Source organism: Methanothermococcus jasoni, from assembly GCF_049075655.1.
Lineage (GTDB): Archaea > AGJL01 > Methanococci > Methanococcales > Methanococcaceae > Methanofervidicoccus.
On record NZ_CP157522.1, the window covers coordinates 17,715 to 43,465 of the forward strand.

General features: G+C 30.1%; 27 protein-coding genes and 1 tRNA gene. 18 read left to right on the forward strand and 10 right to left on the reverse strand.

The genetic code is table 11. The features are described from left to right. Positions 1-32 precede the first annotated feature (32 nt). The 3 genes from Mjas_RS00080 to Mjas_RS00090 all read left to right on the forward strand — a co-directional run bounded on the left by Mjas_RS00080 (position 33) and on the right by Mjas_RS00090 (position 2,916). Positions 33-1,448: a mannose-1-phosphate guanylyltransferase/mannose-6-phosphate isomerase gene (locus Mjas_RS00080; protein WP_421077774.1), complete on the forward strand. Its 1,416-nt coding sequence runs from the start codon at positions 33-35 to the stop codon at positions 1,446-1,448. Positions 1,449-1,456: 8 nt separating this feature from the next. Further along, positions 1,457-2,002, forward strand: coding sequence for a DUF1616 domain-containing protein (locus tag Mjas_RS00085; RefSeq protein WP_421077775.1), 546 nt, complete (start codon positions 1,457-1,459; stop codon positions 2,000-2,002). Between the two features lie 62 nt (positions 2,003-2,064). After that, the gene (locus Mjas_RS00090) at positions 2,065-2,916 is read left to right on the forward strand and encodes a hypothetical protein (protein ID WP_421077776.1); all 852 of its coding nucleotides are present in this window, start codon (positions 2,065-2,067) and stop codon (positions 2,914-2,916) included. Between the two features lie 281 nt (positions 2,917-3,197). On the opposite strand, the gene Mjas_RS00095 is transcribed toward Mjas_RS00090, so the two are convergent. The 4 genes from Mjas_RS00095 to Mjas_RS00110 all read right to left on the reverse strand — a co-directional run bounded on the left by Mjas_RS00095 (position 3,198) and on the right by Mjas_RS00110 (position 7,236). Further along, entirely contained in the window at positions 3,198-3,791 is a 594-nt protein-coding gene (locus Mjas_RS00095) for a hypothetical protein (protein ID WP_421077777.1), read from the reverse strand. Positions 3,792-3,819: 28 nt separating this feature from the next. After that, positions 3,820-5,196: a DUF58 domain-containing protein gene (locus Mjas_RS00100; RefSeq protein ID WP_421077778.1), complete on the reverse strand. Its 1,377-nt coding sequence runs from the start codon at positions 5,194-5,196 to the stop codon at positions 3,820-3,822. A gap of 101 nt (positions 5,197-5,297) precedes the next feature. Continuing rightward, complete coding sequence (locus tag Mjas_RS00105; RefSeq protein ID WP_421077779.1) at positions 5,298-6,230, reverse strand: AAA family ATPase; 933 nt, start codon at positions 6,228-6,230, stop codon at positions 5,298-5,300. 19 nt (positions 6,231-6,249) lie between these two features. Then, a complete protein-coding gene (locus Mjas_RS00110) occupies positions 6,250-7,236 on the reverse strand; it encodes a DUF4350 domain-containing protein (protein ID WP_421077780.1) in 987 nt (328 codons plus the stop codon). Between the two features lie 200 nt (positions 7,237-7,436). Between Mjas_RS00110 and acs the strand changes: the two genes are divergently transcribed. Then, the gene (gene acs / locus Mjas_RS00115; protein WP_421077781.1) at positions 7,437-9,338 is read left to right on the forward strand and encodes an acetate--CoA ligase; all 1,902 of its coding nucleotides are present in this window, start codon (positions 7,437-7,439) and stop codon (positions 9,336-9,338) included. A 28-nt stretch (positions 9,339-9,366) separates the two neighbouring features. Here the strand turns inward: acs and Mjas_RS00120 are convergent, their stop codons facing one another. Beyond that, complete coding sequence (locus Mjas_RS00120; RefSeq protein ID WP_421077782.1) at positions 9,367-10,497, reverse strand: THUMP domain-containing protein; 1,131 nt, start codon at positions 10,495-10,497, stop codon at positions 9,367-9,369. A 197-nt stretch (positions 10,498-10,694) separates the two neighbouring features. Here Mjas_RS00120 and Mjas_RS00125 point away from each other — a divergent pair, with 197 nt between their 5' ends. Continuing rightward, a complete protein-coding gene (locus Mjas_RS00125) occupies positions 10,695-11,213 on the forward strand; it encodes a DUF367 family protein (RefSeq protein WP_421077783.1) in 519 nt (172 codons plus the stop codon). Positions 11,214-11,312: 99 nt separating this feature from the next. Next, positions 11,313-11,456 carry a 50S ribosomal protein L40e gene (locus Mjas_RS00130; protein WP_421077784.1) on the forward strand — a complete coding sequence of 48 codons (144 nt, stop codon included), beginning with the start codon at positions 11,313-11,315 and terminating at the stop codon, positions 11,454-11,456. A gap of 69 nt (positions 11,457-11,525) precedes the next feature. On the opposite strand, the gene arfB is transcribed toward Mjas_RS00130, so the two are convergent. Beyond that, entirely contained in the window at positions 11,526-12,200 is a 675-nt protein-coding gene (gene arfB, locus Mjas_RS00135) for a 2-amino-5-formylamino-6-ribosylaminopyrimidin-4(3H)-one 5'-monophosphate deformylase (protein ID WP_421077785.1), read from the reverse strand. A 135-nt stretch (positions 12,201-12,335) separates the two neighbouring features. On the opposite strand from arfB, the gene Mjas_RS00140 reads away from it, so the two are divergent. The 4 genes from Mjas_RS00140 (at position 12,336) to Mjas_RS00155 (ending at position 14,834) form a co-directional block, all read left to right on the forward strand. Beyond that, positions 12,336-13,100: an NAD+ synthase gene (locus Mjas_RS00140; protein ID WP_421077786.1), complete on the forward strand. Its 765-nt coding sequence runs from the start codon at positions 12,336-12,338 to the stop codon at positions 13,098-13,100. Positions 13,101-13,225: 125 nt separating this feature from the next. After that, positions 13,226-13,630 carry a toprim domain-containing protein gene (locus tag Mjas_RS00145; protein ID WP_421077787.1) on the forward strand — a complete coding sequence of 135 codons (405 nt, stop codon included), beginning with the start codon at positions 13,226-13,228 and terminating at the stop codon, positions 13,628-13,630. A gap of 69 nt (positions 13,631-13,699) precedes the next feature. Then, positions 13,700-14,383, forward strand: coding sequence for a 2,5-diamino-6-(ribosylamino)-4(3H)-pyrimidinone 5'-phosphate reductase (locus Mjas_RS00150; RefSeq protein WP_421077788.1), 684 nt, complete (start codon positions 13,700-13,702; stop codon positions 14,381-14,383). 250 nt (positions 14,384-14,633) lie between these two features. Then, on the forward strand, positions 14,634-14,834 hold the full coding sequence (locus tag Mjas_RS00155) for a histone family protein (RefSeq protein ID WP_421077789.1): 201 nt from the start codon (positions 14,634-14,636) through the stop codon (positions 14,832-14,834). Between the two features lie 77 nt (positions 14,835-14,911). On the opposite strand, the gene Mjas_RS00160 is transcribed toward Mjas_RS00155, so the two are convergent. Beyond that, complete coding sequence (locus tag Mjas_RS00160; RefSeq protein ID WP_421077790.1) at positions 14,912-15,919, reverse strand: transcriptional regulator; 1,008 nt, start codon at positions 15,917-15,919, stop codon at positions 14,912-14,914. A gap of 172 nt (positions 15,920-16,091) precedes the next feature. Between Mjas_RS00160 and Mjas_RS00165 the strand changes: the two genes are divergently transcribed. Next, positions 16,092-16,469 (forward strand): hypothetical protein, encoded by a 378-nt coding sequence (locus Mjas_RS00165; RefSeq protein WP_421077791.1) that lies wholly within the window; start codon positions 16,092-16,094, stop codon positions 16,467-16,469. Positions 16,470-16,520: 51 nt separating this feature from the next. Continuing rightward, entirely contained in the window at positions 16,521-17,567 is a 1,047-nt protein-coding gene (trm5b, locus tag Mjas_RS00170; RefSeq protein WP_421077792.1) for a tRNA (guanine(37)-N1)-methyltransferase Trm5b, read from the forward strand. Positions 17,568-17,594: 27 nt separating this feature from the next. Here the strand turns inward: trm5b and Mjas_RS00175 are convergent, their stop codons facing one another. Beyond that, positions 17,595-19,118, reverse strand: a complete 1,524-nt coding sequence (locus tag Mjas_RS00175) for a replication factor C large subunit (RefSeq protein WP_421077793.1) — start codon at positions 19,116-19,118, stop codon at positions 17,595-17,597. A 260-nt stretch (positions 19,119-19,378) separates the two neighbouring features. Between Mjas_RS00175 and Mjas_RS00180 the strand changes: the two genes are divergently transcribed. Further along, positions 19,379-19,768 carry an HTH domain-containing protein gene (locus tag Mjas_RS00180; protein WP_421077794.1) on the forward strand — a complete coding sequence of 130 codons (390 nt, stop codon included), beginning with the start codon at positions 19,379-19,381 and terminating at the stop codon, positions 19,766-19,768. Between the two features lie 44 nt (positions 19,769-19,812). Here the strand turns inward: Mjas_RS00180 and Mjas_RS00185 are convergent, their stop codons facing one another. Next, on the reverse strand, positions 19,813-20,115 hold the full coding sequence (locus tag Mjas_RS00185; RefSeq protein ID WP_421077795.1) for a monovalent cation/H+ antiporter subunit E: 303 nt from the start codon (positions 20,113-20,115) through the stop codon (positions 19,813-19,815). A 172-nt stretch (positions 20,116-20,287) separates the two neighbouring features. Between Mjas_RS00185 and pfdA the strand changes: the two genes are divergently transcribed. Together pfdA and Mjas_RS00195 are read left to right on the forward strand one after the other, a co-directional pair. Continuing rightward, positions 20,288-20,722, forward strand: a complete 435-nt coding sequence (gene pfdA, locus Mjas_RS00190; RefSeq protein ID WP_421077796.1) for a prefoldin subunit alpha — start codon at positions 20,288-20,290, stop codon at positions 20,720-20,722. Between the two features lie 491 nt (positions 20,723-21,213). Next, complete coding sequence (locus tag Mjas_RS00195) at positions 21,214-22,803, forward strand: DEAD/DEAH box helicase (protein ID WP_421078617.1); 1,590 nt, start codon at positions 21,214-21,216, stop codon at positions 22,801-22,803. A gap of 153 nt (positions 22,804-22,956) precedes the next feature. Here Mjas_RS00195 and Mjas_RS00200 read toward each other — a convergent pair. After that, positions 22,957-23,030: transfer RNA gene (locus tag Mjas_RS00200), tRNA-Val, on the reverse strand. Positions 23,031-23,221: 191 nt separating this feature from the next. Here Mjas_RS00200 and Mjas_RS00205 point away from each other — a divergent pair. The 3 genes from Mjas_RS00205 (at position 23,222) to Mjas_RS00215 (ending at position 25,740) form a co-directional block, all read left to right on the forward strand. Beyond that, the gene (locus Mjas_RS00205; protein WP_421077797.1) at positions 23,222-24,298 is read left to right on the forward strand and encodes a nucleotidyltransferase family protein; all 1,077 of its coding nucleotides are present in this window, start codon (positions 23,222-23,224) and stop codon (positions 24,296-24,298) included. A 16-nt stretch (positions 24,299-24,314) separates the two neighbouring features. Beyond that, a complete protein-coding gene (locus Mjas_RS00210) occupies positions 24,315-24,992 on the forward strand; it encodes an RNA ligase partner protein (RefSeq protein WP_421077798.1) in 678 nt (225 codons plus the stop codon). Between the two features lie 265 nt (positions 24,993-25,257). Further along, complete coding sequence (locus Mjas_RS00215) at positions 25,258-25,740, forward strand: DUF356 domain-containing protein (protein ID WP_421077799.1); 483 nt, start codon at positions 25,258-25,260, stop codon at positions 25,738-25,740. The last annotated feature ends 11 nt before the right edge of the window (positions 25,741-25,751 follow it).

A 25,751-nucleotide genomic window follows, 5' to 3' on the forward strand; every position in this document is an offset into this window, starting at 1 on the left:
TATAGTTATATAACCACATCGGGTGAAAAAAGATGAAATCCATTATATTGGCAGGGGGAGTAGGTAGTAGATTATGGCCCCTAAGCAGGGAACATTATCCAAAACAATTTATAAAATTTAAATCATTTAACAAATCGCTTTTTCAGACAACTTTTGAAAGATGCTTAAAACTAAGCAATAATATAGACGATATTTATATAATTACAAATGAGATGCATAAATTTTTAGTCTTGGGGCAAATTGAAGAGCTCGGCTATGCTGAGTTTAATGAGGATAATATATTGGTTGAACCATTTGGAAAAAATACACTTCCAGCAGTATATTATGGAATAAAAGCGATTAAAAATAGAAATAAAAACAATGAAAAGGATGAGAGTAATAAAAATAACAATATTGTTGGGATATTCCCATCTGACCATTTAATCGATAAAAATGATGAAGAATTATTCGTAAATACAATAATGAAAGGAAAAAGGATTGCAAAAAATTATTTAATAACTTTTGGAATAAGTCCAAATAAGCCACATACTGGATATGGATATATAAAACCGTCAAAGGAATTAGAAGTCGGATACACCGTTGATGAATTTAAGGAAAAGCCTGATTTAGAAACCGCAGAGAACTATATTAATAGCGGGTATTTATGGAATAGTGGAATGTTTTTATTTGATGCTGATTTATTCGAAGAAGAGGTAAAAAAACATAGTCCGGATGTTTATGAAGCATTTAAATTTGATGACATAAGGGAAATATATACCAAGGTTCCGGATATTTCAATAGATTATGGTATTATGGAAAAATCAGATAATGTTGCAGTTATTCCTTTAAATATAAAATGGAATGATTTAGGAAGTTTTGATGCTTTTTATGATGAATTTAAAAAGGATAAAAATGGGAATGTTATTTACGGAGAAAATCTGCTTATTAATTCAAAAAATAATCTGATAAACACATACGATAATAAATTTACTTCATTAATTGATGTAAATGATTTAATAGTTATTGATACAAAAGACGCATTGATGATTTGTAAAAAAGAGAGCTCTCAAAAAATTAAGGAAGTATTCAATACCTTAAAAACAAAAAATGATGAAAGAGTTTTATTCCATAAAACTGTTTATAGACCTTGGGGTTCATATACCATATTAGATGAAGGCAGATTTTATAAAATAAAACGAATTACCGTTCTTCCGGGAAAAAAGTTAAGCTATCAACTTCACCACCATAGAAGCGAACACTGGATAGTTGTTAAAGGCATGGCTAAGGTTGTTGTCGATGGTAAGGAATATTTTGTTAGAAATGGGGAAAGCACATTTGTTAAAAGTGGATTAAAGCATAGATTGGAAAATCCTGGAAAAATACCTCTGGAAGTTATTGAAGCTCAAATTGGGGAGTATCTTGAAGAAGATGACATTATTAGATTTAACGATGATTGGGGACGAGAATAGGTGAATGAATGAATTTTAAAGATTATTATAACAAATACAAGAAAACATTGGAAAAGATATTAACAATTATATTACTAATCCTATTAATCGCTTCAATAGGTTTAACAATATACTTAATTAATGCTCCAAAGATAGGGGAGAGATTTACAGAATTTTATATATTAAATAAGGATTTGAAGGCTTATGACTATCCTACACAGTTATATAAAAATGAATCTGGTGTGGTAATAATTGGAGTTAGAAACCTTGAATATACTCCTATGAATTATACAGTATGGGTGTTTTTATCCAACGACACTTATGATTACAATTATTCAATAAATATAACTCCAAAAGATAGATGGAATGGGACGCTATCTTATAACTATGCCCTTTCAAAGGAAGTTCATTTGATACATAATGAAACGGCATTGATACCCTTAAATTTTTCGATAGATAAAATAGGGAAACATAAGGTAGAATATATACTCTCAGTTGGAAATGAAAAAAAGGTTTATAGGGAACTTCATCTTTGGGTAAATGTGTCAGAACCTCGTGAAAAAAGCCTGATTTAATATTTAACATTTATTTATTATTTATTGGTTTTATATTCAATGCTTATTTTGGAGGAATTTACATGATGAATGATAATTTAATCAAAACTAAGAAACTTGGGAAAAAACCAAAAGATTTTCTCCCTTCGCTTCGTCAGGCGTTATTAAATCTACCAAACACTAAAAAAATTATTGCCGTTGTTGTTATTATTTTAGGATTAGGATTTTTAAGTTATGGGTATTTTAATAATATAATTCATTTCATAAATTTGGGAATAGGATTGATATTAATTGGATGGGTTGTATTGGCATTTTCATATGAAAAATATTTAAAATATGATATAAGTTCTAGTGTTTTTAATGATTATATGGATTTAATTGGAAAATTGATAAAGAGTTTAGATATAAAAACCAGTGGAGTAGTTATTCCTCCAAGAGAAAATCTAAAAAATGGCTGTATATTCCTCCCGCTGAATGAAAATTTTAAGATAAACTTTGGCCTACTCGATGACAGAGTTTTATTCGTAAATTCAGACAATAAAAACGAAATGGGAATAATGTTCTCACCATTGGGGAAGGGTTTTATTAATATACTGAAAAAATATGGGGATGGTGAATATATAGACGAAGTAAGAGCTCAGGACAATATCGAGGAATATTTAAATTATTCATTGAATCTTTTTCAGATTGGGGATGATGTTAATGTAAATTTTGAGGACGACACTGGCAATATCACAATATCCTACAAAATAAACGATAACAATGTATGTAAAAGATTCCAGAAGGAAAATTTGTGCAAAAAATGCCCGTGTCCAGTATGTGGTTTTATAATATTAAGCCTCGCAAAATCATTGAATAGTATATTAAAAATAGAGGAAATAACCGAAGATAATAAAAATATAATTATTAAATTGACGGTGATGGATAATTCATAATAATCAGTTTAGAGCTCACCTTCATTTCATTCAGGTGATTAAATGAAATATAAGTTAATATTCTTAATTATACTTGTATCATATATAACATTTATATCCATTTTTGTAAATGATGTTAAATTGTTCCTTACTTTGTTGCTTATAGGTTTTTTGATACTCTATGAGTTATTTAGATATTATTTTAAGAAGAGAATTCAGGATAATCTAGATATTATGGCCTATGTAGGTATTGGGATATTTATTATAATAGTATTTCAGAAAATCTTGGAAATCCTTAATCGCTAATGTTTAATTTTATATGCCAGTAAAAATATACCTGTAAATCCTATGATAAGAGATATTTGGGATTTTGGATTGGATATTAAATCTGGATAAAATACATACAGCATATATATAATAGATATAGGGATGACAACCATTGAAATGGTTTTTAATATTAAAATTTTATTTATTTTATCCAATTCATCCTGGAAATTTAGATATAATGCATAAATTAAAAATATCACATATACTGCGGTTATCACCAAATTACTAAATTCAAAACCTATTATATTCATTATATAATACAATCCCAGTGGAATAATGAAAATTACAGTTTTGGCATCTACACCAATATCTTTTTTTAGGATGGATTCTAAACCTAGTAATGAAGGAATTATTGAATATATCAGTGCATATATAAAATCTAGCGAAAAAATGTTTTTAACGAATAATTCATTAGATAACCATATTAATACTGCTAAATAAATAATAAACCCTAGAAATTTTTTAAAATATGTCAGCAATATCGACAGTATGATGCCCATCAATAGGTATTCTTTATAAGGAATATTTAGAAAAATTATCCCTTCCAACAGCAATAAAATTCTATACATAATAAACACTTTTAGATTTTTTATCTTTTTAAATTTTACATTTTTTTAATTTATTTATTACATTTTTTACCTTATCCTTATCTGTTAAATCAACAACCATAACACCTTTTTTTCTCAGCATTTTAATAATTCTCTGCCTATACAAATAATGATTATAAATTTCCCGTAATGTTTCTTCATTGGATAAATCATCTTTATTAATATTGAAAGATGGGCTGTATAATGCATATATTATTACCTTAAATCCTTTTTTAGTGAGCATATTAATACTTTTTAAAAGGGGCACAATATTTGAATCCAAATCAGTGAATATCATCACCACCCCAGTTTTCATTTTCATTAAATACCTTGCACATTCAAATATACCTGAGCTCCCTTTTTTCTTTCTTGATAAATATGAGTGAATAATATTATTTTCATACCTTCGGTTTTCGTAATTTAAATTTTTATAATATTCAATATCGCTCACAGTTGGGATATATTTATCTACCAGAATAGGCTTAATATTTAAAAGTTCTTTCTCAATATGTTGTTGAAAAATGGTATTTTTAGAAAACCTAATGTTTTTAATTTTCTTTTTATTTATTGGACTTGATTTTACGATTTTGTAATCATCATATAAAAAAAGATAGGTATCATTTTCATTACTGCTTTTTATGAAATTTAATAATATGCTTGTTGCATAATTGATTTTATTTTTATTTTCATCGATGGATTTTCTCATACTATGTCCAATATCTAAAAAATAATATATACTCTGGTCTTCCATACGCAGTAGTTTCCTAACGATTATTGAATCCCCACTACTAGATTTTTTCCAATCTATTTTCTTGAAATCATCGCCAAGTTCGTAAATTTTTAATTCATCAAATTCTGGTTCAACAATACTACTAAATGTTGATTTTACATACCCCTCCTGCTCAATACTATGCTTTAACCCTTCAATGGATGGTGCAACATCAAATTTAAATGACTTTAAATAATCAATAAAATTTAGTGTTCGTTTATCAAATATTTTGCCTATTAAATCAACAGTAAATTCTCCTTTTTTATATGGTAGGATATTTACCAAATACTTAATAACCTTATTATTGTAAGATTCAAGGGAACTCTCATTAAGGATATTTGATGAAATTATACCATGTTTTGATATGAATTTTAAATGTGGTTTTGCATTGGTTTTATAAATATTAACTATCATGTTTGCAGGAGTATATTCTTTTAGATTTGCATTCTTATCCATATTTAAATTTATCTCAAAATCCACTATTTTTTCTGTAAAATACAGATATATAAAGATAAAAACCCCCATAAATACGGCATACAAATTATTTAATAAATATCCATTTGCATAACAAATTATTCCAAATATGGATAATATCTTTGAATACAGTGTTTTATTCATCAAATCCCCTAGTTTAAATTATCCTGAGTATTAAAAACTTTAAACCCATAAAACCCCGAAGGTTTTATTTATATCCTGAAAGCGAACATTATCTATATTAATTATTCCCACCTGAATTCCCCTTTTGGAACCTCAATCTTATCAAGCATATCTGCCAATATTTCTTCAACAGGCGTTTCTTCTTCATAATCGAGTATCATCCTATGAGATAGAACTTTAAAGACATTATTCTTAACATCATCAGGAATTACATAAGCCCTATCGTCCAGATAAGCGTTGGCCTTTGCAACTTTCAATAATTGAATCCCTGCTCTTGTGCTTGCTCCCAATACTATCCTGCTATCTTTTCTTGTAGCAACCACTATATCTCGTATGTATTTTAATATAGGTTGCGAAACATGAATGTTTTTTACAGTATTGAATACACCCCTAAGAGTTCCTTTATCCAAAACAGTATTTATCTGTTCAATATCATTTCCACCGCTCTTTTTTAAATATAATACCTTTAATTCATCATCCTCGCCTAAATAATCCATATCTAATTTCATCATAAATCTGTCAAGCTGTGCCGCAGGCAGTGAATATGTCCCCTCAAATTCAATGGGGTTTTGAGTAGCAATTACTATGAAAGGTTTTGGTAAGGTATATGTTTTTCCACCCACAGATATACTATTTTCTTCCATGGCCTCCAATAATGCAGACTGGGTTTTTGGAGACATCCTATTTATCTCATCCACTAAAACGATATTTGCAAATAACGGTCCAGGAATATATTGAAATTCCCCCATTTGCATCTTATATATTTCACCACCAGTTATATCTGATGGGATTAAATCAGGAGTGCCCTGTACCCTTGAAAAATATAGTCCCATGCATTTTGAAAATGATTTTGCTAATGTAGTTTTTGCCAGACCCGGAACCCCTTCTAACAAAATATGTCCCTCTGAAATCAGACATATAAATAAATCTCGAATAATATCATCCATCCCAATTATTTCTTTTTTCATCTCATCTTTGATTTTTTCAAATACCATAATACCATCCTATTTCATTTTATTTCATTTTATCCAATATCTTATATACAATAGTTTTATCCATATCATACTTTTTAATTATATTATCCAATATCCCCTCAAAATTAATTTTATTATTATTTTTCTCATTTAAATGTTTTAATAATTTATTATTCTTTATTTTATTCATCAATTTTATACATATGTTATTGGAGCTCTCCACAATGACAGCAATTATTAATATTATTATCGACAAATAACTCAAAAATTTAGGGGTTATATTGTTGTTATTTATAACTATTGTAGCCATATTTTGTGGATTTACGTCCGAGTGATGATACTCATCAAAATATATGTATTTATTGGTATAATTGAAGTAAGTTTTTAAAAACTCCTTATTCACTTTAAATAAACCATTGGTAAATAAATTAGGGTCAGAAATTAATATTATTTTTCCATTACCGTAATCTTTTTCCACTATTAAAGGATATGATTTTTCATTATTTGGTTTTGGATAGCTATTGATACCACTTGAATCACTGGATGATATTATTATATTTCCATTTATATTTCCATCTATTGCCGTAGGATTTTTTAATAAAATATACCCTTGGTCATACAATGCTATTGGTTCTATTATGTCATAAAGTGGCTTATTTGAAAATCTGTTCGATATATTTATATATCTTAAAATACTGTTTCCCCTGTTAAAATTATCTGCAATAACGAGGGTATTTCCAGAAGAAACATAATTTTTTAGGAGCTCACCCTCGTTTTTGGTAAAATCAACATCCGGGGCTATAACAAATAAAACTGAATTTTCTTTTAAATTTGTATCTAAATAGGGATATATTAAAGGTTTTACTGCATTATTCTCATGCATTAAAGCTAAAAAATTTGAACAACCCTCCTCTTTTGTGTTAAATACACTATATGATTGAGTGGTTTTAATCGTTGGAATTAGCAAAGGCATAGATACAAACCCTACCAATACTATCATCAGCAAAATATAATGTTCTATTCTCATGAGTTTTCACCATCTGAGCGAAGCATAGGGAAGCACCATAACTTCGAAGGATTATTATTAAATTAATATATTTATTTTAATTATAAATATATTATGATTATTTGAATCGACATTTAACGAACATATATTCATTATAAATCGAAATCATTATATAGTAGTTTGTAATGATTAATAATTATAAATCAAAGAAAGGTGGTGTTATGAAATCAGGGGATAAATACATACCCCTAGAAAAATTAAATGGGATGAAAAAGGAGGCGTTAGAAAATCCCAAAAAATTTTGGGGGGAGCAAGCAAGGTGTTTGGATTGGAACAAAACATGGGACAAGGTTTTGGAATGGAAACCTCCATACGCAAAATGGTTTGTTAATGGAAGGTTAAATGCCTGTTATAATTGTGTAGATAGGCATATATTGGACAATAAAAGAAATAAAGCTGCCATAATATGGGAAGGGGAAAACGGGGAAAGTAGAATAATGACCTATTACGAACTTTATAGGGAAGTAAATAAATTTGCAAATGTTTTGCAGAATTTGGGCGTAGAAACTGGGGACCGAGTGGCAATATATATGCCCATGATACCAGAAGCTGCAATAGCCATGCTTGCATGCGCAAGGATTGGGGCAATACATACTGTGGTGTTCTCGGGGTTCTCAGCTGATGCACTTGCAGAACGAATAAATGATGCACAGGCAAAGGTTTTGATAACCTCTGATATACTCTATAGAAGGGGTAAAAAGATAGATTTAAAAAGCATAGTTGATAAGGCACTTTTAAACTGCCATACTATAAACCATACTGTATATGTAAAAAGAAACAACGACTTAAAGTTAATAGAGGGAAGGGATTATTGTTGGGATGAACTTATGAAGGGGGCAAAAAACTATGTAGAACCTGTGTCTGTGGAATCAAATCATCCATTGTTCATATTATACACAAGCGGAACTACTGGAAAACCAAAAGGAGTTGTGCATTCAACGGGAGGTTATATGGTCTATACGACAAAAACAATGGAATGGACTTGGGGTCTTAATGATATGGATGTATTCTGGTGTACAGCAGATATTGGATGGATAACAGGGCATAGCTATGTGGTCTATGCACCATTGGCATTGGGAACAACCATTGTAATGTACGAGGGGGCCATAGATCATCCAAACCCTGGAAGAATCTGGGAAATCATAGAAAACCATGGCGTTACTATATTATACACTGCACCAACTGCAATAAGAATGTTAATGATGTATGGGGAAGTATGGGTAAAAAACTATGATTTATCGACAATTAGAATGCTGGGAAGTGTTGGGGAGCCGATAAATCCAAGGGCATGGAAATGGTATTACGAGGTTGTGGGTCAAGGACGATGTCCAATATGTGATTGTTATTGGCAGACAGAGACCGGAGGGCATATGATATACCCTCCAGCAGGCATTCAAGATATCCCGTTAAAACCCGGTTCAGCCACATTTCCTGGCATAGGTATAGATGCAGATATTGTAGATGAAGATGGAAACTCACTTCCCGCAAATAAAAGGGGATTATTGGTTATTAAAAACCCATGGCCTGGAATGTTAATTGGATTATGGAAAAATAATGCAAGATATGAAGCAGCATATTGGAAAAGAATACCAAACTGCTATTGTCCATCAGATTATGCAATTAGGGATGAAGATGGCTATTTCTGGATACTTGGTAGGGCGGATGAAGTTTTAAATGTAGCGGGGCATAGAATAGGAACCGCAGAACTTGAACATGTTCTTGTTTCCCATCCAGCAGTTGCAGAAGCTGCTGTTATAGGAAGACCAGATGATATCAAGGGGGAAGTTCCGGTAGCATTTATTATATTAAATAATAACTACCCTAATAAAAAAGAATTAAAGGAAGAGCTTATAAAATATGTAAAAGAAACCATGGGGCCTATTGCCACACCATCTATGATTTTCTTCGTTAATAAACTTCCAAAAACAAGAAGTGGAAAGATTATGAGGCGAGTCCTTAAAAAATTAATAATGGGCGAAGAATTAGGGGATTTATCTACAATAGAAGATAATGCAAGTATAGATGAAGTTAAAAAAGAATTAAAGGATTTTGAATATATATAATAGTTTTATTTTACTTTTTTATATTCTTTTATTTTTTCATTCTTCTACATACATGTACATATCTAGTCAAACTCTTATGGACATATAATTCATATATTTCTTTTAATTCTAAATTTTCCAAATTTATCTTTTTTGAAGATGCAAAGACAATATATCCATTATTTTTTAAGACATTTTCCAAATTATTTAAAATGCCCTCAATATCTCCTTTTGCAGACGTTGAAATACCATAAGGGGGGTCAGTTATTATTGCATCTACTTCTTTTATTTTTAGTGTATTTAAGTAGTTTTTAATATCTTTTGCATCCCATTTCTTCACAGATAATACTTTATCCATTAAATTATAGGATTTGAGATTTAATATAGTCCCTTCAACCATTCTATCGTCGATATCACTACCGATTAATTTGCATCCGATAAATCCTCCTTCAATTAAAAATCCGCCAGTTCCGCAAAATGGGTCAAGTAATATATCCCCTTCTTTTAACCTTGCCAAATTTACCATGCATCTTGCAAGTTTTGGAAGTATGCATCCAGGATGAAAGTATGCCCTTAAATGAGGTCTGTTTTTTTGGAAGTATTCTTTATCTCTTTTTTCAACCAATAGTGCCAAATAAATCCTATCTTTTAATAATACTACCTTTATAACTTTTGATGGATGTTTAAGATTTACCTTTGCACCAGTTTTTTCCTTTATTATTCTTCCCACTTCTCTTTCAACAGCCATTGAATCTATTTTTTTTACATTTTTTTCTTTTTCTTTTTTACCTTTTTCTTCCTGTTTAATTTCCTTTGGAATTTTAAGAGCTCGGACTGCAAAGGTATCTTTTGATACATTTATATCTAATATATCATCCAGAGGTAAATCCATCAACTTTTTATAAAATACGCTGAGGGCTTCGTTTAGGAGCTCCCCTATATATTCCATTTCAAAGACTATTAAATGACCTTCATTTATATAGGCACTTCTTTTTGTTATGTTTTTTATATTTTTTATATATTCTACTTTTGATTCATCGTTATTGTTTAATCCATCCAATACTGCATAATTGTCGAACATAGTTAAATTTTTATTAATATTGTATATTTCTAAAAGTGCGTTTAATTCTGAATGTGGAAGTGTTTCATGCTCTTTTCCAAGTAAAAATCCCATTTTCATAGTATCAACAACTTTAAATTTATTTTTTATATAGGTATTATGCAAAGGAGTATAAAAAAATATTTATATCGTCCAAACTTAAATTATATTAAATTAAATAAACAATGGTATTCTTGAATTATTTAGGGTATTATTTAGGTGCCACTTATGGAAGCACCACCGTTTATATTTAAATAGTATGATGGTGATTAATAATTATGAAATTATATATATACCACACAAACCAGTGTGACCCGAAAAAATGCACTGCATTGAAAATGGGCAGACTTGAAATGGCAAAAATTATAAAAAACCATTATAAAATACCAAGGAACAGTATATTATTAAATCCCTTTGCAGAAACTGCGGTTTCTGTTGAAGATAGACCAATAATTGAAAAATACGGTATAATGGCGTTGGATTGTTCTTGGAAACAGGCGGAGAAAGTATTTAAAATAACAAACTCCAAAAACCAGCGAAGTCTCCCATTTTTAGTGGCAGCGAATCCAGTAAATTATGGAAAACCTTGCAAACTTTCAACCTTGGAAGCATTCATTGCGACACTTTATATCGCAAACTATAAAAAGGATGCCCTCTCTTTATTAAATGGTTTCAAATGGGCAAAAACTTTTATAGATATTAATAAAGAATTGCTTGAAAGTTATTGTGGTAAGACTTCCAAGGAAATTATCCAAATTCAAAACGAGTTTTTACAAAAACATTGTAAAAATAGATGAAAACTTAAATTGGTTTTCTAAACACTTCAACCCTGAAAGAGTAAATAATATATATTGGAAAAAATATTCAAAATTATTAATAATATCAAGGTGAGAAACATGGCATTTGAAGAAGCAATGAATAGAGTATTCAAGAAAAAAATCTGTATGAGATGCAACGCAAGAAACCCATGGAAAGCTACAAAATGTAGAAAATGCGGATACTCAAAATTAAGACCTAAGGCAAAGGAAGCTAGAGGATAAACGAGTTGCTTTTATATTTAGATTTAGATTTGGATATTTTTTATTTTTTAATATTATTTATTTTATTTTCTAATTGGTTAATTCTTTAACAATTTCCACACATTCAGAAATGGCTTTTTTTAAAATCTTTTCACCGAGCTCCCTGTCGATTTTTACACCATATTTTTCAACAATTTCTGCCTCTTTATCGATATATATATTATTCTCTCGTGCTTCTTTTAGCCCCACCATGCCTATTTCAGGATATTTATTGAAATCATGCTCTTTTAATCGATTTTCATCATCATCTGCTATCCCAATTACACAACCTATGGAGAGCTCCTCCGTTGCAGCATGGGTGAATGTTATATTTTTCAATATTATTTTTACATTATATTGGTTTTCCAAATCATTTAATAGGTTGGATATAATTGTATTTCCCCCATGGCAGTTTATTATTAAAAATTTTTTGATGCCAAGTTTTTTTCCTTCTTTTACGATGTATTTTATATATTCTACAACTTCCTCAGGTTTGTTGTGTATTCCGTGTTTCACATAATCATACTCAGTAGATGGCAGAACCACCCCTAAAAATTTTGCACCGGTTAAAATTGAAACATTTAACGAGATATATGAAGCGATTTTTGCATCAGTATCTATTGGTAAAACTGAACCATGATTTTCCAAAAAAGAACCTAATGCTATTATTCCAATCTCATGAACATTTTTATTTAATATTTTTCCAGAATTTAACCTCAATTCCACAATAACACCCATATATTTTAGTTAAAGATAAATGATATATAGTTATTGAATAAATATAATAAAATATATTATTTTAGTATAATATTAATTTATCTACAAAATTATTTATTTAAGCACATTAAAGCGGTGAAAAGAATGAATAATAAGGAATTAACTGATAAATTAACCAATTTTGTAAAAAACATGGTTAAAAATGCCAATGCAAAGGGAGTAGTAGTTGGTCTAAGCGGGGGCATAGATAGCTCATTAGTGGCTACATTGTGTGTAAAGGCACTTGGAAAAGATAGAGTTTTAGGAGTAATAATGCCCGAGAAGAATTCAAATCCAATGGATAAAGAGCATGCCGAATTAATTGCAAAAAAACTCGGCATAAAATATATAGTTTCAGATATAACAGATATTTTAAAGGCATTTGGAGCAGGGGGATATGTTCCAACAAGGGAATTTGATAAGGTGGCAGATGGAAATCTTAAACCAAGAATAAGGATGTGCATATTGTATTACTTTGCAAATAAAAACAATTTGCTTGTTGCAGGAACTTCAAACAAATCAGAAATATACATGGGCTATGGAACAAAATACGGAGATTTAGGAAGTGATTTTTTATTAATAGGAAACCTCTTTAAAACAGAAGTTAGAGAGCTCGCAAAATATTTGGGTGTTCCTGATGAAATAATAAACAAGGCACCATCAGCAGGACTTTGGGAAGGTCAAACTGATGAGGCGGAGCTCGGAATAACTTATGAACTTCTTGATAAAATTTTAATGAGAATTGAAAATAATATGGATAAGGAATCAATTTCAAAGGAATTAAATGTTTCTATTTCGAAAATAGATGATATTTTAAAAAGAATAGAATTAAACAGACATAAATCAGAGCCATTGCCTATACCAAAATGATTTAGATGATATTATATTTTTGAATAATATATTTATATTCATATCTATTTTCATCTTTAATTTTTTAATATATTGCATTTTACATTTTATATTTGCAAGATTTTCAGCCATTTTATTGTGATAATATGAAAAGAGAGGAATATTTTTTAAAACTCATTGAAACCATTGATGAACTTAAATATGAGAGTAAAAGTGGTATTCCCATACTTGTTGAGGGAAAAAAGGATATTGCATCGTTAAAGAAATTGGGCATCGATGGGAATTTTATAACTGTTTCATGCATGCCCTTTTTTGAAATTGCAGATGAGCTCGTAAAACAGGGTGTCAAAGAAGTTATTTTATTAACCGACTTTGACCGGGCTGGAAAACAGCATGCTAGGGAAATCATAACAGAGCTCGAAAGAAAAAGAATTAAAGTAAATAAAAACATTAGAAGAGACATAATAAAATATGGTCATGGAGATTTAAAGGATATTGAAAGCTTGTATCGCTATATTGTTAGAAAATGTGGAGATTTGGAGCATCTATAAAGGTATATGTAATTATACCTATGATAATAATATGCGTAAAATTTTATAATAACTAATGGTGGTGATTTTATGGATGAGCTCCCAAAACCCTATGTCATATCAAATGTTGGAATGTCATTGGATGGAAAATTGGCAACAGTAGAGAATGATTCGAGAATTTCAGGTGAAAATGACTTAAAAAGAGTTCATCAAATTAGAAAAGATGTTGATGGTATAATGGTTGGTATAGGAACGATTTTAAAGGACGACCCAAGGCTCACAGTTCATAAAATAGATGCAAAAATGGAGGATAATCCAATAAGAATCGTTGTTGATAGCAATTTAAGAATTCCATTAAATGCGAGAGTATTAAATAAAGACGCTAAAACCATAATAGCCACAACTCTAAAAGATACACCTGATAAAATAGCAAAGATAAATAAATTAAAAGAAATGGGGAATGTAGATGTAGTCAGAACAGGAACCGAAAAGGTTAATTTAAAAGAACTGATGGAGATATTGTATAAAAAAGGCATAAAAAAAATACTTTTAGAAGGGGGCGGCACATTAAATTGGGGTATGTTTAAAGAAAATCTTGTTGATGAAGTTAGCGTATATGTAGCTCCGAAAATATTTGGTGGGATGGGAGCTCCTACTTATGTTGATGGCGAGGGATTTAAAACAGTTGATGAATGCGTAAAACTGGAATTAAAAAAATATTATCCCCTTGATGATGGAATAGTCCTTGAATTTAAAGTTAAAAATACTAGATAAAATCACTTTGTGCTTTCAAAATTCAATGGTAATTTTATTGCTCACATGCTTTAAGTGAGATGAATATTATCATAAAAATTTATATAAATCATCTTCATATTCTAATTATATGTTATTATTTTCAAGATATAAAAAAATAAAATGCAATTATAACCGAAAAGTTTAAATAGTGGTAAAATACCAATTTAAATTGTATTTAAAATATATAACATACTTAAAACCAACTCTTAAATAAAAATAGGTGATATATATGGCAGAACTTCCAGTAGCTCCAATGGAAAGAATATTGAAAAAAGCAGGTGCTGAAAGAGTAAGCAGAGAAGCAGCAGTTCTCCTTGCTGAAGCATTAGAAGAAATAGCAATGGATATTGCTCAAACCTCCGTAGAATTAGCAAAACATGCTGGTAGAAAAACAGTAAAAGCTGATGATGTAAAAATGGCATTAAAATAATTAATCTATTTTAGATTTTCTATTTTTATGTCTTTAATTTGACTAAATCCCCCTGTGTGTGGGGATAAACCAGTCGATTATTTGTTAATAGATGATGGTGCTCTAGTTTTGCTTATTAGATAATCAAATAATTCGAATGCGTCATCCATTTTTTCTAGTTCCCTTATATTGATAGTTTTTACACGCCCTATGTCTTTTGCCCCTTTTTCTAAGATTAATAATGAATGGCTATTTAATATTGATGATAGCTGATTTACAATTAATGCCTTTTTTCTAGTTTCTTCGGTTTCCATCTCTTCAATATTTGTTAATAACAATGTATTTATATGATATTCTTCATATTCATAAATATCATGTTTTTCAGCAACTGCATCAAATGGTGCTTTTTTTGTCTCAATCATGTTGAATCCTAATTCATTAAGTAAATTCATCACATGTAGTTTAAATTCCTCATCGTATCTATTAACATATTTATTGTTATCATCACAGGTTTCAGTGTTGAAAGTTTCATCTTCGTTTATTTCTAATTCCAAAGGTATTCCTTTAACTAATGGAACATCCAAATACTGCTCTATTTTTAAAGCAACTTCAATGGAAGGATTTGCTTTATTTTGTTCATATTTATATATTGTTTTTCTTGAAACATTTGAAAATTCTGCGAGCTCCCCCACTGAAATATTTAATTTTTCCCTAGTTTCTCTTAAAACATTCCCGTCAATATTCACAAAGAATCCACCTCTGCCAGCATAAATAACAGGAGGGCTTCCTTCTAAATACAATTTAAATGTTTCAAATGTTATCGCCTTTATATTGTGTCGTTCATACACAACATCATCTTCCATTGGAACATTTCGAGTTCTAACTCCAATTAATAATGGAATGGCATTTAATATTCGGGATATTTTTATAAGTTCCATAGATTGTTCATTGCTTAAACTATCTATGTTTTTTAGTACTTTTATTAAATATTTTACATCATTCTTTCTAGCCAGTATATCAAAGCACGACCTGCTGAATGATTGTGAAACTACAAAATTATATCTATTCAATAAATTCATGCACTCTGAAATTATAATCTCTCTCATAATCCCACCTATCACTATTTTATATATATTCAAATACACCAATAATATCTAATTCTAAACTATCCAATATATATTATTTACGGAAATATAATATAAATATATTTCTTTATATGATAGGTATAAATTATATCATACCTATTATTCCATAGATACACATGGTGAAAATGATAATATGATAGAGTTAAGGGGAAAATCTGCAAAGGAACTTATTAAAAAGGTTGGCGACATAGATTTTGGAGATGAAAAAGAAATATATATAAACACGGAATTATCCAAAAATTTGGTTATTGAGATATTGGAAAACTCGAATATTGAGACAATATACCTGCCAGAATCAAAATATAGGCGAACGAACAAAAAACTTATTGAAGCATTAGAAGGTATTGGTTTAGAAGTTAAGCCCGTAAAGGCAAAAACAGGAAGGCCTTCAAAAAATGAGGAAATTATATCCAAATATCTAGATAAACATCCAAAAGAGATTTCAAAACTAACAGGAATAAATTTGAAAACTGTTGAATATCACTACTATAAACTTAAATCAAAAGAATAGGATAATTTATAATTTACTTTTTATTATTTATTATAAAATTGGTGAGCTCCTATGGTGATTTGTTGTAAGGTTAATATTAAAGAAGGGGAAAAAATAAGAAGATTTCTTTTAGACAATAAACTGTTGAATAAGGATTACAAATTAAAAAAGGAAGATGGTTATTTATATGTTCCACTAATAAATTTGAATAATGATATAAAAAAAGATATAAACAAAATAATAAATGATAAAGTTGAATTTGTTGAAGTAGATGATGAATGTTTAAAAAAGGCACATAAAAAACAGATGAATTTTAGAGAGTATCTAATTAAAAACTTTAAAAAAGAAATAGAAGATGGTCTTATAGCACTATCCTACGATGTAGTTGGTGATATCGTAATAATCCAAATATCCGATGAAATAAACGAAGACATTAGAAAAAAGATAGGAGAAACTGCATTAAAATTGATTCCATCCATTAAGACAGTGTTTAGGAGAAAAAGCGACATAAAAGGAGAATTTAGAATCAGAGAGTTGGAGCTCCTCGCAGGAGACTATAAAACATTGACACTTTATAAAGAAAATGGTTATAGGTTATGGGTTGATGTTGAAAAGGTCTATTTTTCACCAAGATTGGGGTGGGAGCGAAAAAGAATTATGGAGAAAGTGAAATTTGATGATATTGTTGTAGATATGTTTTGCGGAGTTGGACCGTTCTCCATAGCATGCAAAAATGCAAAGAAGATTTATGCCATTGACATAAATCCCGATGCAATAGAACTGCTTAAAAAAAATATAGAATTAAATAAGCTTCAAAATAAAATAATTCCAATTCTCGAAGATGTAAGAAAAGTAAATGTGAAGGGAAACCGAATAATAATGAACCTTCCAAAATATGCCCATTTATTTGTGGATAAAGCTCTGGATATCGTCGAAGAAAATGGCATAATACATTACTACACCATAGGTAAGGATTTCAACGATGCTATTGAATTATTTAAGTCCAAATGTGATTGTGAGATTTTGGAAAAAAGAGTTGTAAAGTCCTATTCTCCGCGGGAGTATGTTTTAGTATTGGATATAAAAGTCAAACATAAAAATAAAATAAGTAAAACATAAAATAAAATAGAAAATATAAAAAATTTATTAAAAAAACGCTTCCAAAGTTATTTGTTTTGATTTCTCTTTGTCTTTATCTGTTTTTTTATCTTTCTTTTTGGGAGCTCCGGATGATTTAGTAGTTCCATCATTTGTTTCATTTATCTCATTTTCATTTTTAATATCTTTGATAACTTCTTCAATACTAATATTTTTTAGGTCTTTAATTTCTTTTTCTACCTTTTTATCTTTCTTTTTAGTTTTCTTCTTTTCTGCTTTCTTTTCATCTGTTTCAGCGGTTTTTGCTTTTGATTCTGCTTTTTTTTCTGATTTTTCCTTTATTATTTTAAATATTTTTTTAGCCGTGGTCTTATTTGTTAAATATTCCAATTCATCATTAGTAAATTCATAAAATTCTACGAGCTCAGCCCCAAATTCTGGATTGGATTTAAGGATAACCTGCAAATATAGTATATCTTCCCTGGCTCTTTTAGTGGATACATGAGTTTTTAAACTTATTTTATTAAGTATTTTATTCATAATATTTCGTTTTGCCTTTGTTTTAGTGAGTTTCGTAAATACCGTTGGTCTAACATAGGAAAAGAATCCTCTATATTTTTCATCCTTTGCAAGTGCCACTCCCGCAGTCATAAGTGCAGAAGCATACCTCCAAAGTCCATAATATTGTCTTTTATGAACTCTCCCCAAAAATATGTCTGCCTTTGAAAGATAGTCATAGGCACGAACTATATCCTCTTTCTTTTTGTATTCCCTCGGTATGTTCTCAGCAATCCATTCTTCAATAGTTCCAATGTCCTCTTTTACATCATATACCGAAGATACTGCAATATCGTAGTGGGTTGTTTTTAATATAATTCTTATGGCATCGAAAATGCTTTTTTCAACATCCCTATCTGGGAGCTCCTTAACCTCTTCTAAATTTAAATCATTTCCAATGGCAAGAGATTCTAAATCATTAATTGCCGCCCTAACATCACCGCCTGCATGTTTTGCTATTATTTTAAGAATCTTATCATCTACATTAAAACCTTCTTTTAGTGCTATTCTTCTCAATACAGGCACTATGGAGTTTGTATGAACAGACCCTATCTTTACAATTTTACAGGCATTCCTTAAAGACATTAATGATGGTTTGTAAATGTCATTTGCAGTTAATATTAATGGATTTTTTGCTGTTTTTATTATTTTTAATATCTCGCTCACTCCCCCCCGGTCGCTGTTTCCGGAGATTCCATCAACCTCATCCAAAATAATTAGTGCCCTTTTTCCAGACAACGACTTTGACATCGATGCACTTCCAACTACCTGCTTAATTACATCCTTGTTTCTCTTGTCACTTGCATTTAATTCAATTACTTCAAAACCATAGTCATTTGCAAGAGCATTTGCAAGTGTTGTTTTACCGCATCCCGGAGGACCAACAAGAAGAATCGGTTTTACAGGATTGCCATGTAAATAATCTTCAATCCATTTTTTTAATTCTTCTTTAATTTTTGTATTTCCAACAACCTCCGCCATGGTTTTTGGTCTGTATTTTTCAACCCAGTTCATAAAATCACCAAAATGATAGATAATAATGACAATAATATATGGATTATAAATTATAAAGATTTTAAGATAAAGATGAGATTAAGATAAAGAATATAATAACGATATATTATAAAAATAAATAATAAATGCCATTTATATATACATCCTGTAAAGATTGATGTTAGTTAATAGGTTATTTATTTATAATTAATATTAAATATATATTAAATATATTAAATAGCAATGTATTATAGATTAACTAAATACTCTGTGATAGATATATGCTACCCGAAAGATTAGATTTTAAGAATTATGGAAAAGATTTAGATTTTTGGACATTCTTAGAGCAAGCCTACGAGAAAGATTTAAAATTGGATTTAGGTCATTTTATAATATTATGTATATTGCTATATGTTAATGAAACATACGCTAAACTCATAGAAGAGTTTGGAAAAAAAAAGGCTAGAAAGATATTGGAAGAAAAAGAAATATTTTCAAAAAATTCTGACTATATATCGGGAGAGTATTTAAAGAAGTATATCAAAAGAGATAGTCGTGGAGCTGTTCATTCAAGGATTAAAGACTTAAAAAGTTTGGGATTTGAGATACACACTAAACCGGGTTTTTTAGGGGGCTATAAGTTATTAAAAACTCCTGAATGGTTTAAATAATTTTACAATAATATAATAATACTTTAATTATTTTTATCTTTATTTTAGTCGAAAATCTTTTTAATATATGGCTCAAATGGAACAATTTCATCCCTTTTCCTTGGACTTATTGTGGCGATTTTTAATATCTTTTTTTCAGGAGATAGCCCAATGGTCAATGTTCCAGGTGTCAAGGTAATACTGCATGCTAAAAGAACCTGACCTATCAAACTATTAATATCAGTTTCTATTTCGATGATTTGCGGGTTTATACTTCCATTTATACTCCGCCTTACAACATCGAGCCATGCCTCGCTTAAAGCCTTCAATAAAACAAATATGTATCCTACAACACCAAAAACACTCATTATATGACACCTTATAAATATTTATATAATATATAAACATATACAACCATAATTAGAATCTATAATTATTAATAATTACAAATAGATATATATAGTTTGTGATTTATAAATTACAAAAAATGTAAAAAAGGAATCTAAAAAGTATAAAATAAAGCATTATTAGGGTGAAAAAATGAACGAAGAAATACAAAAACAATTTTATGAATTAGAATTATACAACCAGCAGGTTAAAAAACTCCAAGAAGAGCTCGGAAAGATAGAGATTATGAAAATGGAGTTAATGAAATCAATAGAATCCATGGAAGGATTGAAAGAATCAAAAGAACTTTTAATCCCATTAGGCGGCGGAGCATTTGTAAAAGCAGAAGTTATTGACAGCGAAAAAGTTATAGTTGGAGCAGGTGCAGACGTTTTCCTTGAAAAAAACATAGACGAAGTTATCGAAGACTTCAAAAAATCCTCAGAAGAACTAACCAATGCAGAAACGATGGTTAAAGAACAGATAGAAAAAACTGTTAAATTCATGGATAAAATGCAGCAAGATTTGGAGAAAAAAGTTAGATTAATGGAAGGCCAGCAGCAACCTCCTGCATCAACTTCTCAATAATAAACTATATATACGATGGGGTTTAACTATAGTATGTTTTTAGTTAAATTTAGTTAAATTAAAATTAGACGAAAACTTTCGGTTTTCGTTGTCCACTTACTTCGTAAGTGAGGGCATAACTTTTTTAATTTTTTAAAAGTTTTTTAATTTTTTTAGTAATTTAACTAAAAATGTGTGCTTCCACATTCGGCACTGTTGGATATCCAAGCATCGTGGAAGCACTGTGCTTCCACATATTGTGGTGCCCGAATCATCCAAAAGAGAAACAATTTTGGATGTATATTACAAGGAACATTATATAGCATATATTATTTACGAATGCTATATATAGTAAATGCTGTGGGAGCTCACATTTATAATAAAAATTGGGGGAGATTCCAAACTTGCTTCTAACTATTTAACCATAATATTAGGAGTAGTTATGAAATTCGAAGATTTTGTTTTTGGACGCCCCCCCTGTGATAAAATTAAAATAGGTTGATTATATGACTATGACGGAATTTAAAGAATTAGGATTATCTGAAAATATGATAAATGCATTAGAAAAAAAAGGATTCACAAACCCAACACCAATCCAAAAGAAAGCAATACCTATCCTATTAGAAGGAAACTTGGATATTATAGGACAGGCACAAACTGGAACTGGAAAAACTGCGGCATTTGGAATTCCAATGGTTGAAACACTTAATGAAGGTTCAAAGGATGTTCAGGCACTTATACTCGCACCAACAAGAGAGCTCGCCATACAGGTTTCAGATGAGATAAACTCATTAAAAGGAAATAAAAATTTAAAGGTAATTCCAGTCTATGGGGGGCAGTCCATAACTGAACAGATAAGGAAATTAAAGAAAGGAGTAGATATTGTTGTAGGAACTCCGGGGAGAGTTTTAGACCACTTAAAAAGAGGAAATCTAAAATTGCACAATGTTTCCTATGTTGTTCTAGATGAAGCTGATGAAATGCTCGACATGGGATTCATAGACGATGTTGAGGAAATTTTAAGATATACAAATCCAGACAAAAAAATGCTTCTATTCTCAGCTACATTGCCTAGGAAAATTATGGGATTGGCTAAAAAATACATGAGAAAATATGAAGTAATAAGTGTTAAAAAGGAACAATTAACTACAAATACAGTGGAACAGATTTACTATGAAGTTAGGAGCTCCGATAAGTTCGAGGCATTGTGTAGAACAATAGATATGAACAATGACTTTTACGGATTGGTATTCTGTAAAACTAGGGCAGATGTAAATGATGTGGCAAATAAACTTGCAAATAGAGGATATAAAGCAGAAGGTATCCATGGAGATATCGTCCAAAATCAGAGAGAAAGGATATTATCCAGATTTAAAAACAAAAGGTCAAATATCCTTGTAGCAACAGATGTTGCAGCAAGAGGTATCGATATTAATAACCTCACCCATGTTATAAATTACTCGCTCCCACAGAATCCCGAATCCTATGTTCATAGAATCGGAAGAACTGGAAGAGCTGGAAGAAGGGGAACTGCCATTACATTTGTTCAACCAGATGAGTTCAGAAAATTAAAATACATAAAAAAGATAGCAAAAACAGACATTGAAAAAAGAGAGCTCCCAACTGTGGAAGATATCATCAGTGCAAAGAAGTCATCAGTTATAGATAATATTTTAAAAATTGTGAGCTCCGAGGAATACAGCGAAGAATATCTTGATATTGCTAAGAAATTGTTGGAAGAAAATGATGCTGAAAAAGTTATAGCGTCCCTTTTAAAATACACATTTCAAGATGAATTGAACGAAAAAAGATACGGTAAAATCAAACCTACCAGAAGTGTTAAAGAAGTTAAAGAAGGTCAGTCAAGATTGTTTGTAGCTCTTGGGAAAAAGGATGGAATAAATCCAAGAAAACTTGTTGAATACCTTGAAGATAAGACGAATGTAAGGGGAAGATATATAGATGATGTTGCAGTATTTGAAAACTTCTCATACATCACAGTTTCTTCAAGAGATGCTGAAAAAATTATAAAAACCCTTGGTAGAGTTAGAAGAAATGGAAAATCCATTGTAGAACATGCTAAGAAAAGGAAAAACTATTAAATAATTTATTAATTTTTTATTTTTTTATTTAATTAGATTTATATATGTATATTAATAGATATATATTTCCAAAATAAAAATAGTAAAACTTAGAACCTAAAATTTAACCATATATTCTAATTAATAAATATAGTTGCCTAAAATAAAAAATAGTGGGCCCAGCCGGATTCGAACCGGCGACCCTCGCCTTGTAAGGGCGATGTCATAGCCAACTAGACCATGGGCCCAATGTGCTTTTGATATTTCTTTTTTTAAGATTTCATGGGTTTTTCTTTCCCGCAATCTTTCGACAAAATAACCAATGCAATCATAATATATAAAGATTTCGGTTTAGTGATTATTTCTACACTACCATTAAAGATACTAATTAATAATATAAAATCATAAAATATACTGCAATAGAATAAATGGTGTAATTATGGAGAGCTCACATTTAAAAAATTTTTTAAGAGATAGGGATGAAATAATAAAGTGCTCAAAAGAAAGGGATAATAACAGCATAAATGAATTTAAAAAAATTATTGATAAAATTAAATCAAAAAAGGAGGCAGAGGGAGAACCAACCAATATTGTTGCAGATTTCACAGAATACAATCCATTGCACAATGGACATAAGTATTGTTTAAATGAAGGTAAAAAATACGGTATCTTCATAAGCATACTTCCAGCACCACTTGAAAGAAGCGGGCGAGGTATTCCATATCTTGTTGATAGACATATTCGTTCTGAAATGGCCATAAAAGCCGGTGCAGATATTGTTGTTGAAGGTCCCCCTATGGGAATAATGGGCTCTGGTCAATACATGCAGTGCCTTATAAAGATGTTTTACACTCTCGGCACCGAGATTATACCGAGAGGATATATTAAGGAGAGTTCTATGGAAAAGGTCATAAACTGCATAAACAATGGGCATCATATTAAGGTAAAACCATATAAGATATCATGTGTTGAAACTGGTGAGCTCCTTTGTGAAAAACTTGAAATAGATAACTATGTCATAGCTTCCATGTCAAGCACTATTTATAAAGTTAATAAAAACTGCAACATTAACTTTAAACCAAAATTTGTTTTTGTAGAAAGAATAGGGGGCATAAGTGGAACGAAAATTAGAGAGGGGATATTTAGCGGGAAATTTGATGAAATAAAAAACATGCTTCCAGAAACTACTTTGAATATTTTAAAGAAGTATTATGATAAAGGAGAACTGGATAATATTATTTTAAAAAGGTTTGAAGACAGGATATTGGAAACTGCAAATGAATATGAATTAAAAAATTACATTCCCGACTATGTAGCAAATATTTTAGAAAAAAACAGACCATTTAACAGTATTGATGAGATTAGACAGGCAATTCCCTATGGATTTTCAAGGCATTACAAAGAACGAATCTTGTCAAAGCTCGAAGCTCGAATAGAAAACGAGGTTATTTCAGAGTATATAAAAAACTATCCTTCAAAGATAAAAATACTTGCAGTAAATGATGTTATTAATTAAATAAAACGGTGATATTTTGCAAAAACAAAGATTTTGTTTAGACACTACGGCAATTACAGATAGTGAGGTTAGGAAATCACTTAGGGCAAATACGATTTCTGAATCTGCTGAGATGATACTTGATTTAATAGCAGAATCCAGGGTTCATTTGGATATTTCATGCCACATCCCATATCCCAGCGTATATGATGAGCTCGTTGGATTTTTAAAAAGGGAAGGATGCCCAGAAGAGGTTTTAATTAAAGTGGATACATGGCTTGTAAAGAAAACACCAAATAGATATGAAATAAAGCTTCCAGCAGAGATACTTTATGAATATATAAGGGATTTAAGGGAGAGAATAAACAAAGGCATGAGAATAAGCGAAAATGCAATGTATGAAACAGCATCAGAGGCTTATGTGCTTTCACAGGATGAAGAATCAAAAGATAAAAAGGCATTAATAGATGATGTTTTATCGAAAACTGTAAATTCATTTAGGAATAAATACAGAAGTGCTTTGAGAACTGGGACTCTTGACAGTGCCCCAGATTTAGATGTGTTATTACTTGCAAAGGAGCTCGACGCCGCAGTGGTTGCAAGTGATGAAGGTATTGAAAAATGGGCTCAGCGTCTTGGGTTGAGATTTGTTAAAGCAAGAGATTTTCCATTTATACTTAAAGAATATCTAAATATCTACGGGAAAAAGATTTAATTAATTATTTATTGATTATATATTAAAACAGAAAAACGGATGAATTAACAGACATAATTTTTAAACAGGTATTGACCTATATTAAGATTAACCTTAACTGCATAATACTAAAATAATGAATAACCAATATTGGATAAATCAATTAACTTTATAAATTAAAAACATTTAAAAAAGATAAGACATAATTTACAAAAATATAAAAGATTTTATCTCGATACTAAATGAGAAAAGATAAAAGAAACAGAAGAAACACGGTGAAAAAGCTATGGTATTACTACTTATCAGGGGCGATAATTACGAAAAGATTAAAAATGCACTGGCAGATATCCACAGACATGCAAAATTAACAATAATTGGAAAACCAAAAATCATGGTTCCCGAAGCTGCGGATGAGCTCCTAAAATACATACTTGGAAATATTAAAAAACCATGTAAAAAAGCATGCCTAGTTAAAATCGAAGAAAACGCTCCAAGAGCAATAGATAAAATAAGAAAAATCCACCCCCCTGCACATATTGTGGTGATAAGTGAAAGACATGAACCATACCCTTACCTTATTGAAGATTTTCCGAAAATGCCTCCATTGAAAGGATATTATAAAAGTAAGGGTGGCGATGAAGAAGAGGATGAAAAAGAAAAGAATGGCAAACCTCCAAAAAAACAGAAAGTTTCCAAATCTTCTTCTGTTCAGGGCAAATCTAAATTCAAACATAAAAAACCAAAAACAACAACAAAGAATAAAAAATAAAGGGTGAAGGT

Coding starts and splice junctions, on each gene's coding strand:
- Mjas_RS00080 (WP_421077774.1), top strand. CDS start 33: ATGAAATCCATTATATTGGCAGGGGGAGTAGGTAGTAGATTATGGCCC.
- Mjas_RS00085 (WP_421077775.1), top strand. CDS start 1,457: ATGAATTTTAAAGATTATTATAACAAATACAAGAAAACATTGGAAAAG.
- Mjas_RS00090 (WP_421077776.1), top strand. CDS start 2,065: ATGATGAATGATAATTTAATCAAAACTAAGAAACTTGGGAAAAAACCA.
- Mjas_RS00095 (WP_421077777.1), bottom strand. CDS start 3,791: ATGTATAGAATTTTATTGCTGTTGGAAGGGATAATTTTTCTAAATATT.
- Mjas_RS00100 (WP_421077778.1), bottom strand. CDS start 5,196: ATGAATAAAACACTGTATTCAAAGATATTATCCATATTTGGAATAATT.
- Mjas_RS00105 (WP_421077779.1), bottom strand. CDS start 6,230: ATGGTATTTGAAAAAATCAAAGATGAGATGAAAAAAGAAATAATTGGG.
- Mjas_RS00110 (WP_421077780.1), bottom strand. CDS start 7,236: ATGAGAATAGAACATTATATTTTGCTGATGATAGTATTGGTAGGGTTT.
- acs (WP_421077781.1), top strand. CDS start 7,437: ATGAAATCAGGGGATAAATACATACCCCTAGAAAAATTAAATGGGATG.
- Mjas_RS00120 (WP_421077782.1), bottom strand. CDS start 10,497: ATGAAAATGGGATTTTTACTTGGAAAAGAGCATGAAACACTTCCACAT.
- Mjas_RS00125 (WP_421077783.1), top strand. CDS start 10,695: ATGAAATTATATATATACCACACAAACCAGTGTGACCCGAAAAAATGC.
- Mjas_RS00130 (WP_421077784.1), top strand. CDS start 11,313: ATGGCATTTGAAGAAGCAATGAATAGAGTATTCAAGAAAAAAATCTGT.
- Mjas_RS00140 (WP_421077786.1), top strand. CDS start 12,336: ATGAATAATAAGGAATTAACTGATAAATTAACCAATTTTGTAAAAAAC.
- Mjas_RS00145 (WP_421077787.1), top strand. CDS start 13,226: ATGAAAAGAGAGGAATATTTTTTAAAACTCATTGAAACCATTGATGAA.
- Mjas_RS00150 (WP_421077788.1), top strand. CDS start 13,700: ATGGATGAGCTCCCAAAACCCTATGTCATATCAAATGTTGGAATGTCA.
- Mjas_RS00155 (WP_421077789.1), top strand. CDS start 14,634: ATGGCAGAACTTCCAGTAGCTCCAATGGAAAGAATATTGAAAAAAGCA.
- Mjas_RS00160 (WP_421077790.1), bottom strand. CDS start 15,919: ATGAGAGAGATTATAATTTCAGAGTGCATGAATTTATTGAATAGATAT.
- Mjas_RS00165 (WP_421077791.1), top strand. CDS start 16,092: ATGATAGAGTTAAGGGGAAAATCTGCAAAGGAACTTATTAAAAAGGTT.
- trm5b (WP_421077792.1), top strand. CDS start 16,521: ATGGTGATTTGTTGTAAGGTTAATATTAAAGAAGGGGAAAAAATAAGA.
- Mjas_RS00175 (WP_421077793.1), bottom strand. CDS start 19,118: ATGAACTGGGTTGAAAAATACAGACCAAAAACCATGGCGGAGGTTGTT.
- Mjas_RS00180 (WP_421077794.1), top strand. CDS start 19,379: ATGCTACCCGAAAGATTAGATTTTAAGAATTATGGAAAAGATTTAGAT.
- Mjas_RS00185 (WP_421077795.1), bottom strand. CDS start 20,115: ATGAGTGTTTTTGGTGTTGTAGGATACATATTTGTTTTATTGAAGGCT.
- pfdA (WP_421077796.1), top strand. CDS start 20,288: ATGAACGAAGAAATACAAAAACAATTTTATGAATTAGAATTATACAAC.
- Mjas_RS00195 (WP_421078617.1), top strand. CDS start 21,214: ATGACGGAATTTAAAGAATTAGGATTATCTGAAAATATGATAAATGCA.
- Mjas_RS00205 (WP_421077797.1), top strand. CDS start 23,222: ATGGAGAGCTCACATTTAAAAAATTTTTTAAGAGATAGGGATGAAATA.
- Mjas_RS00215 (WP_421077799.1), top strand. CDS start 25,258: ATGGTATTACTACTTATCAGGGGCGATAATTACGAAAAGATTAAAAAT.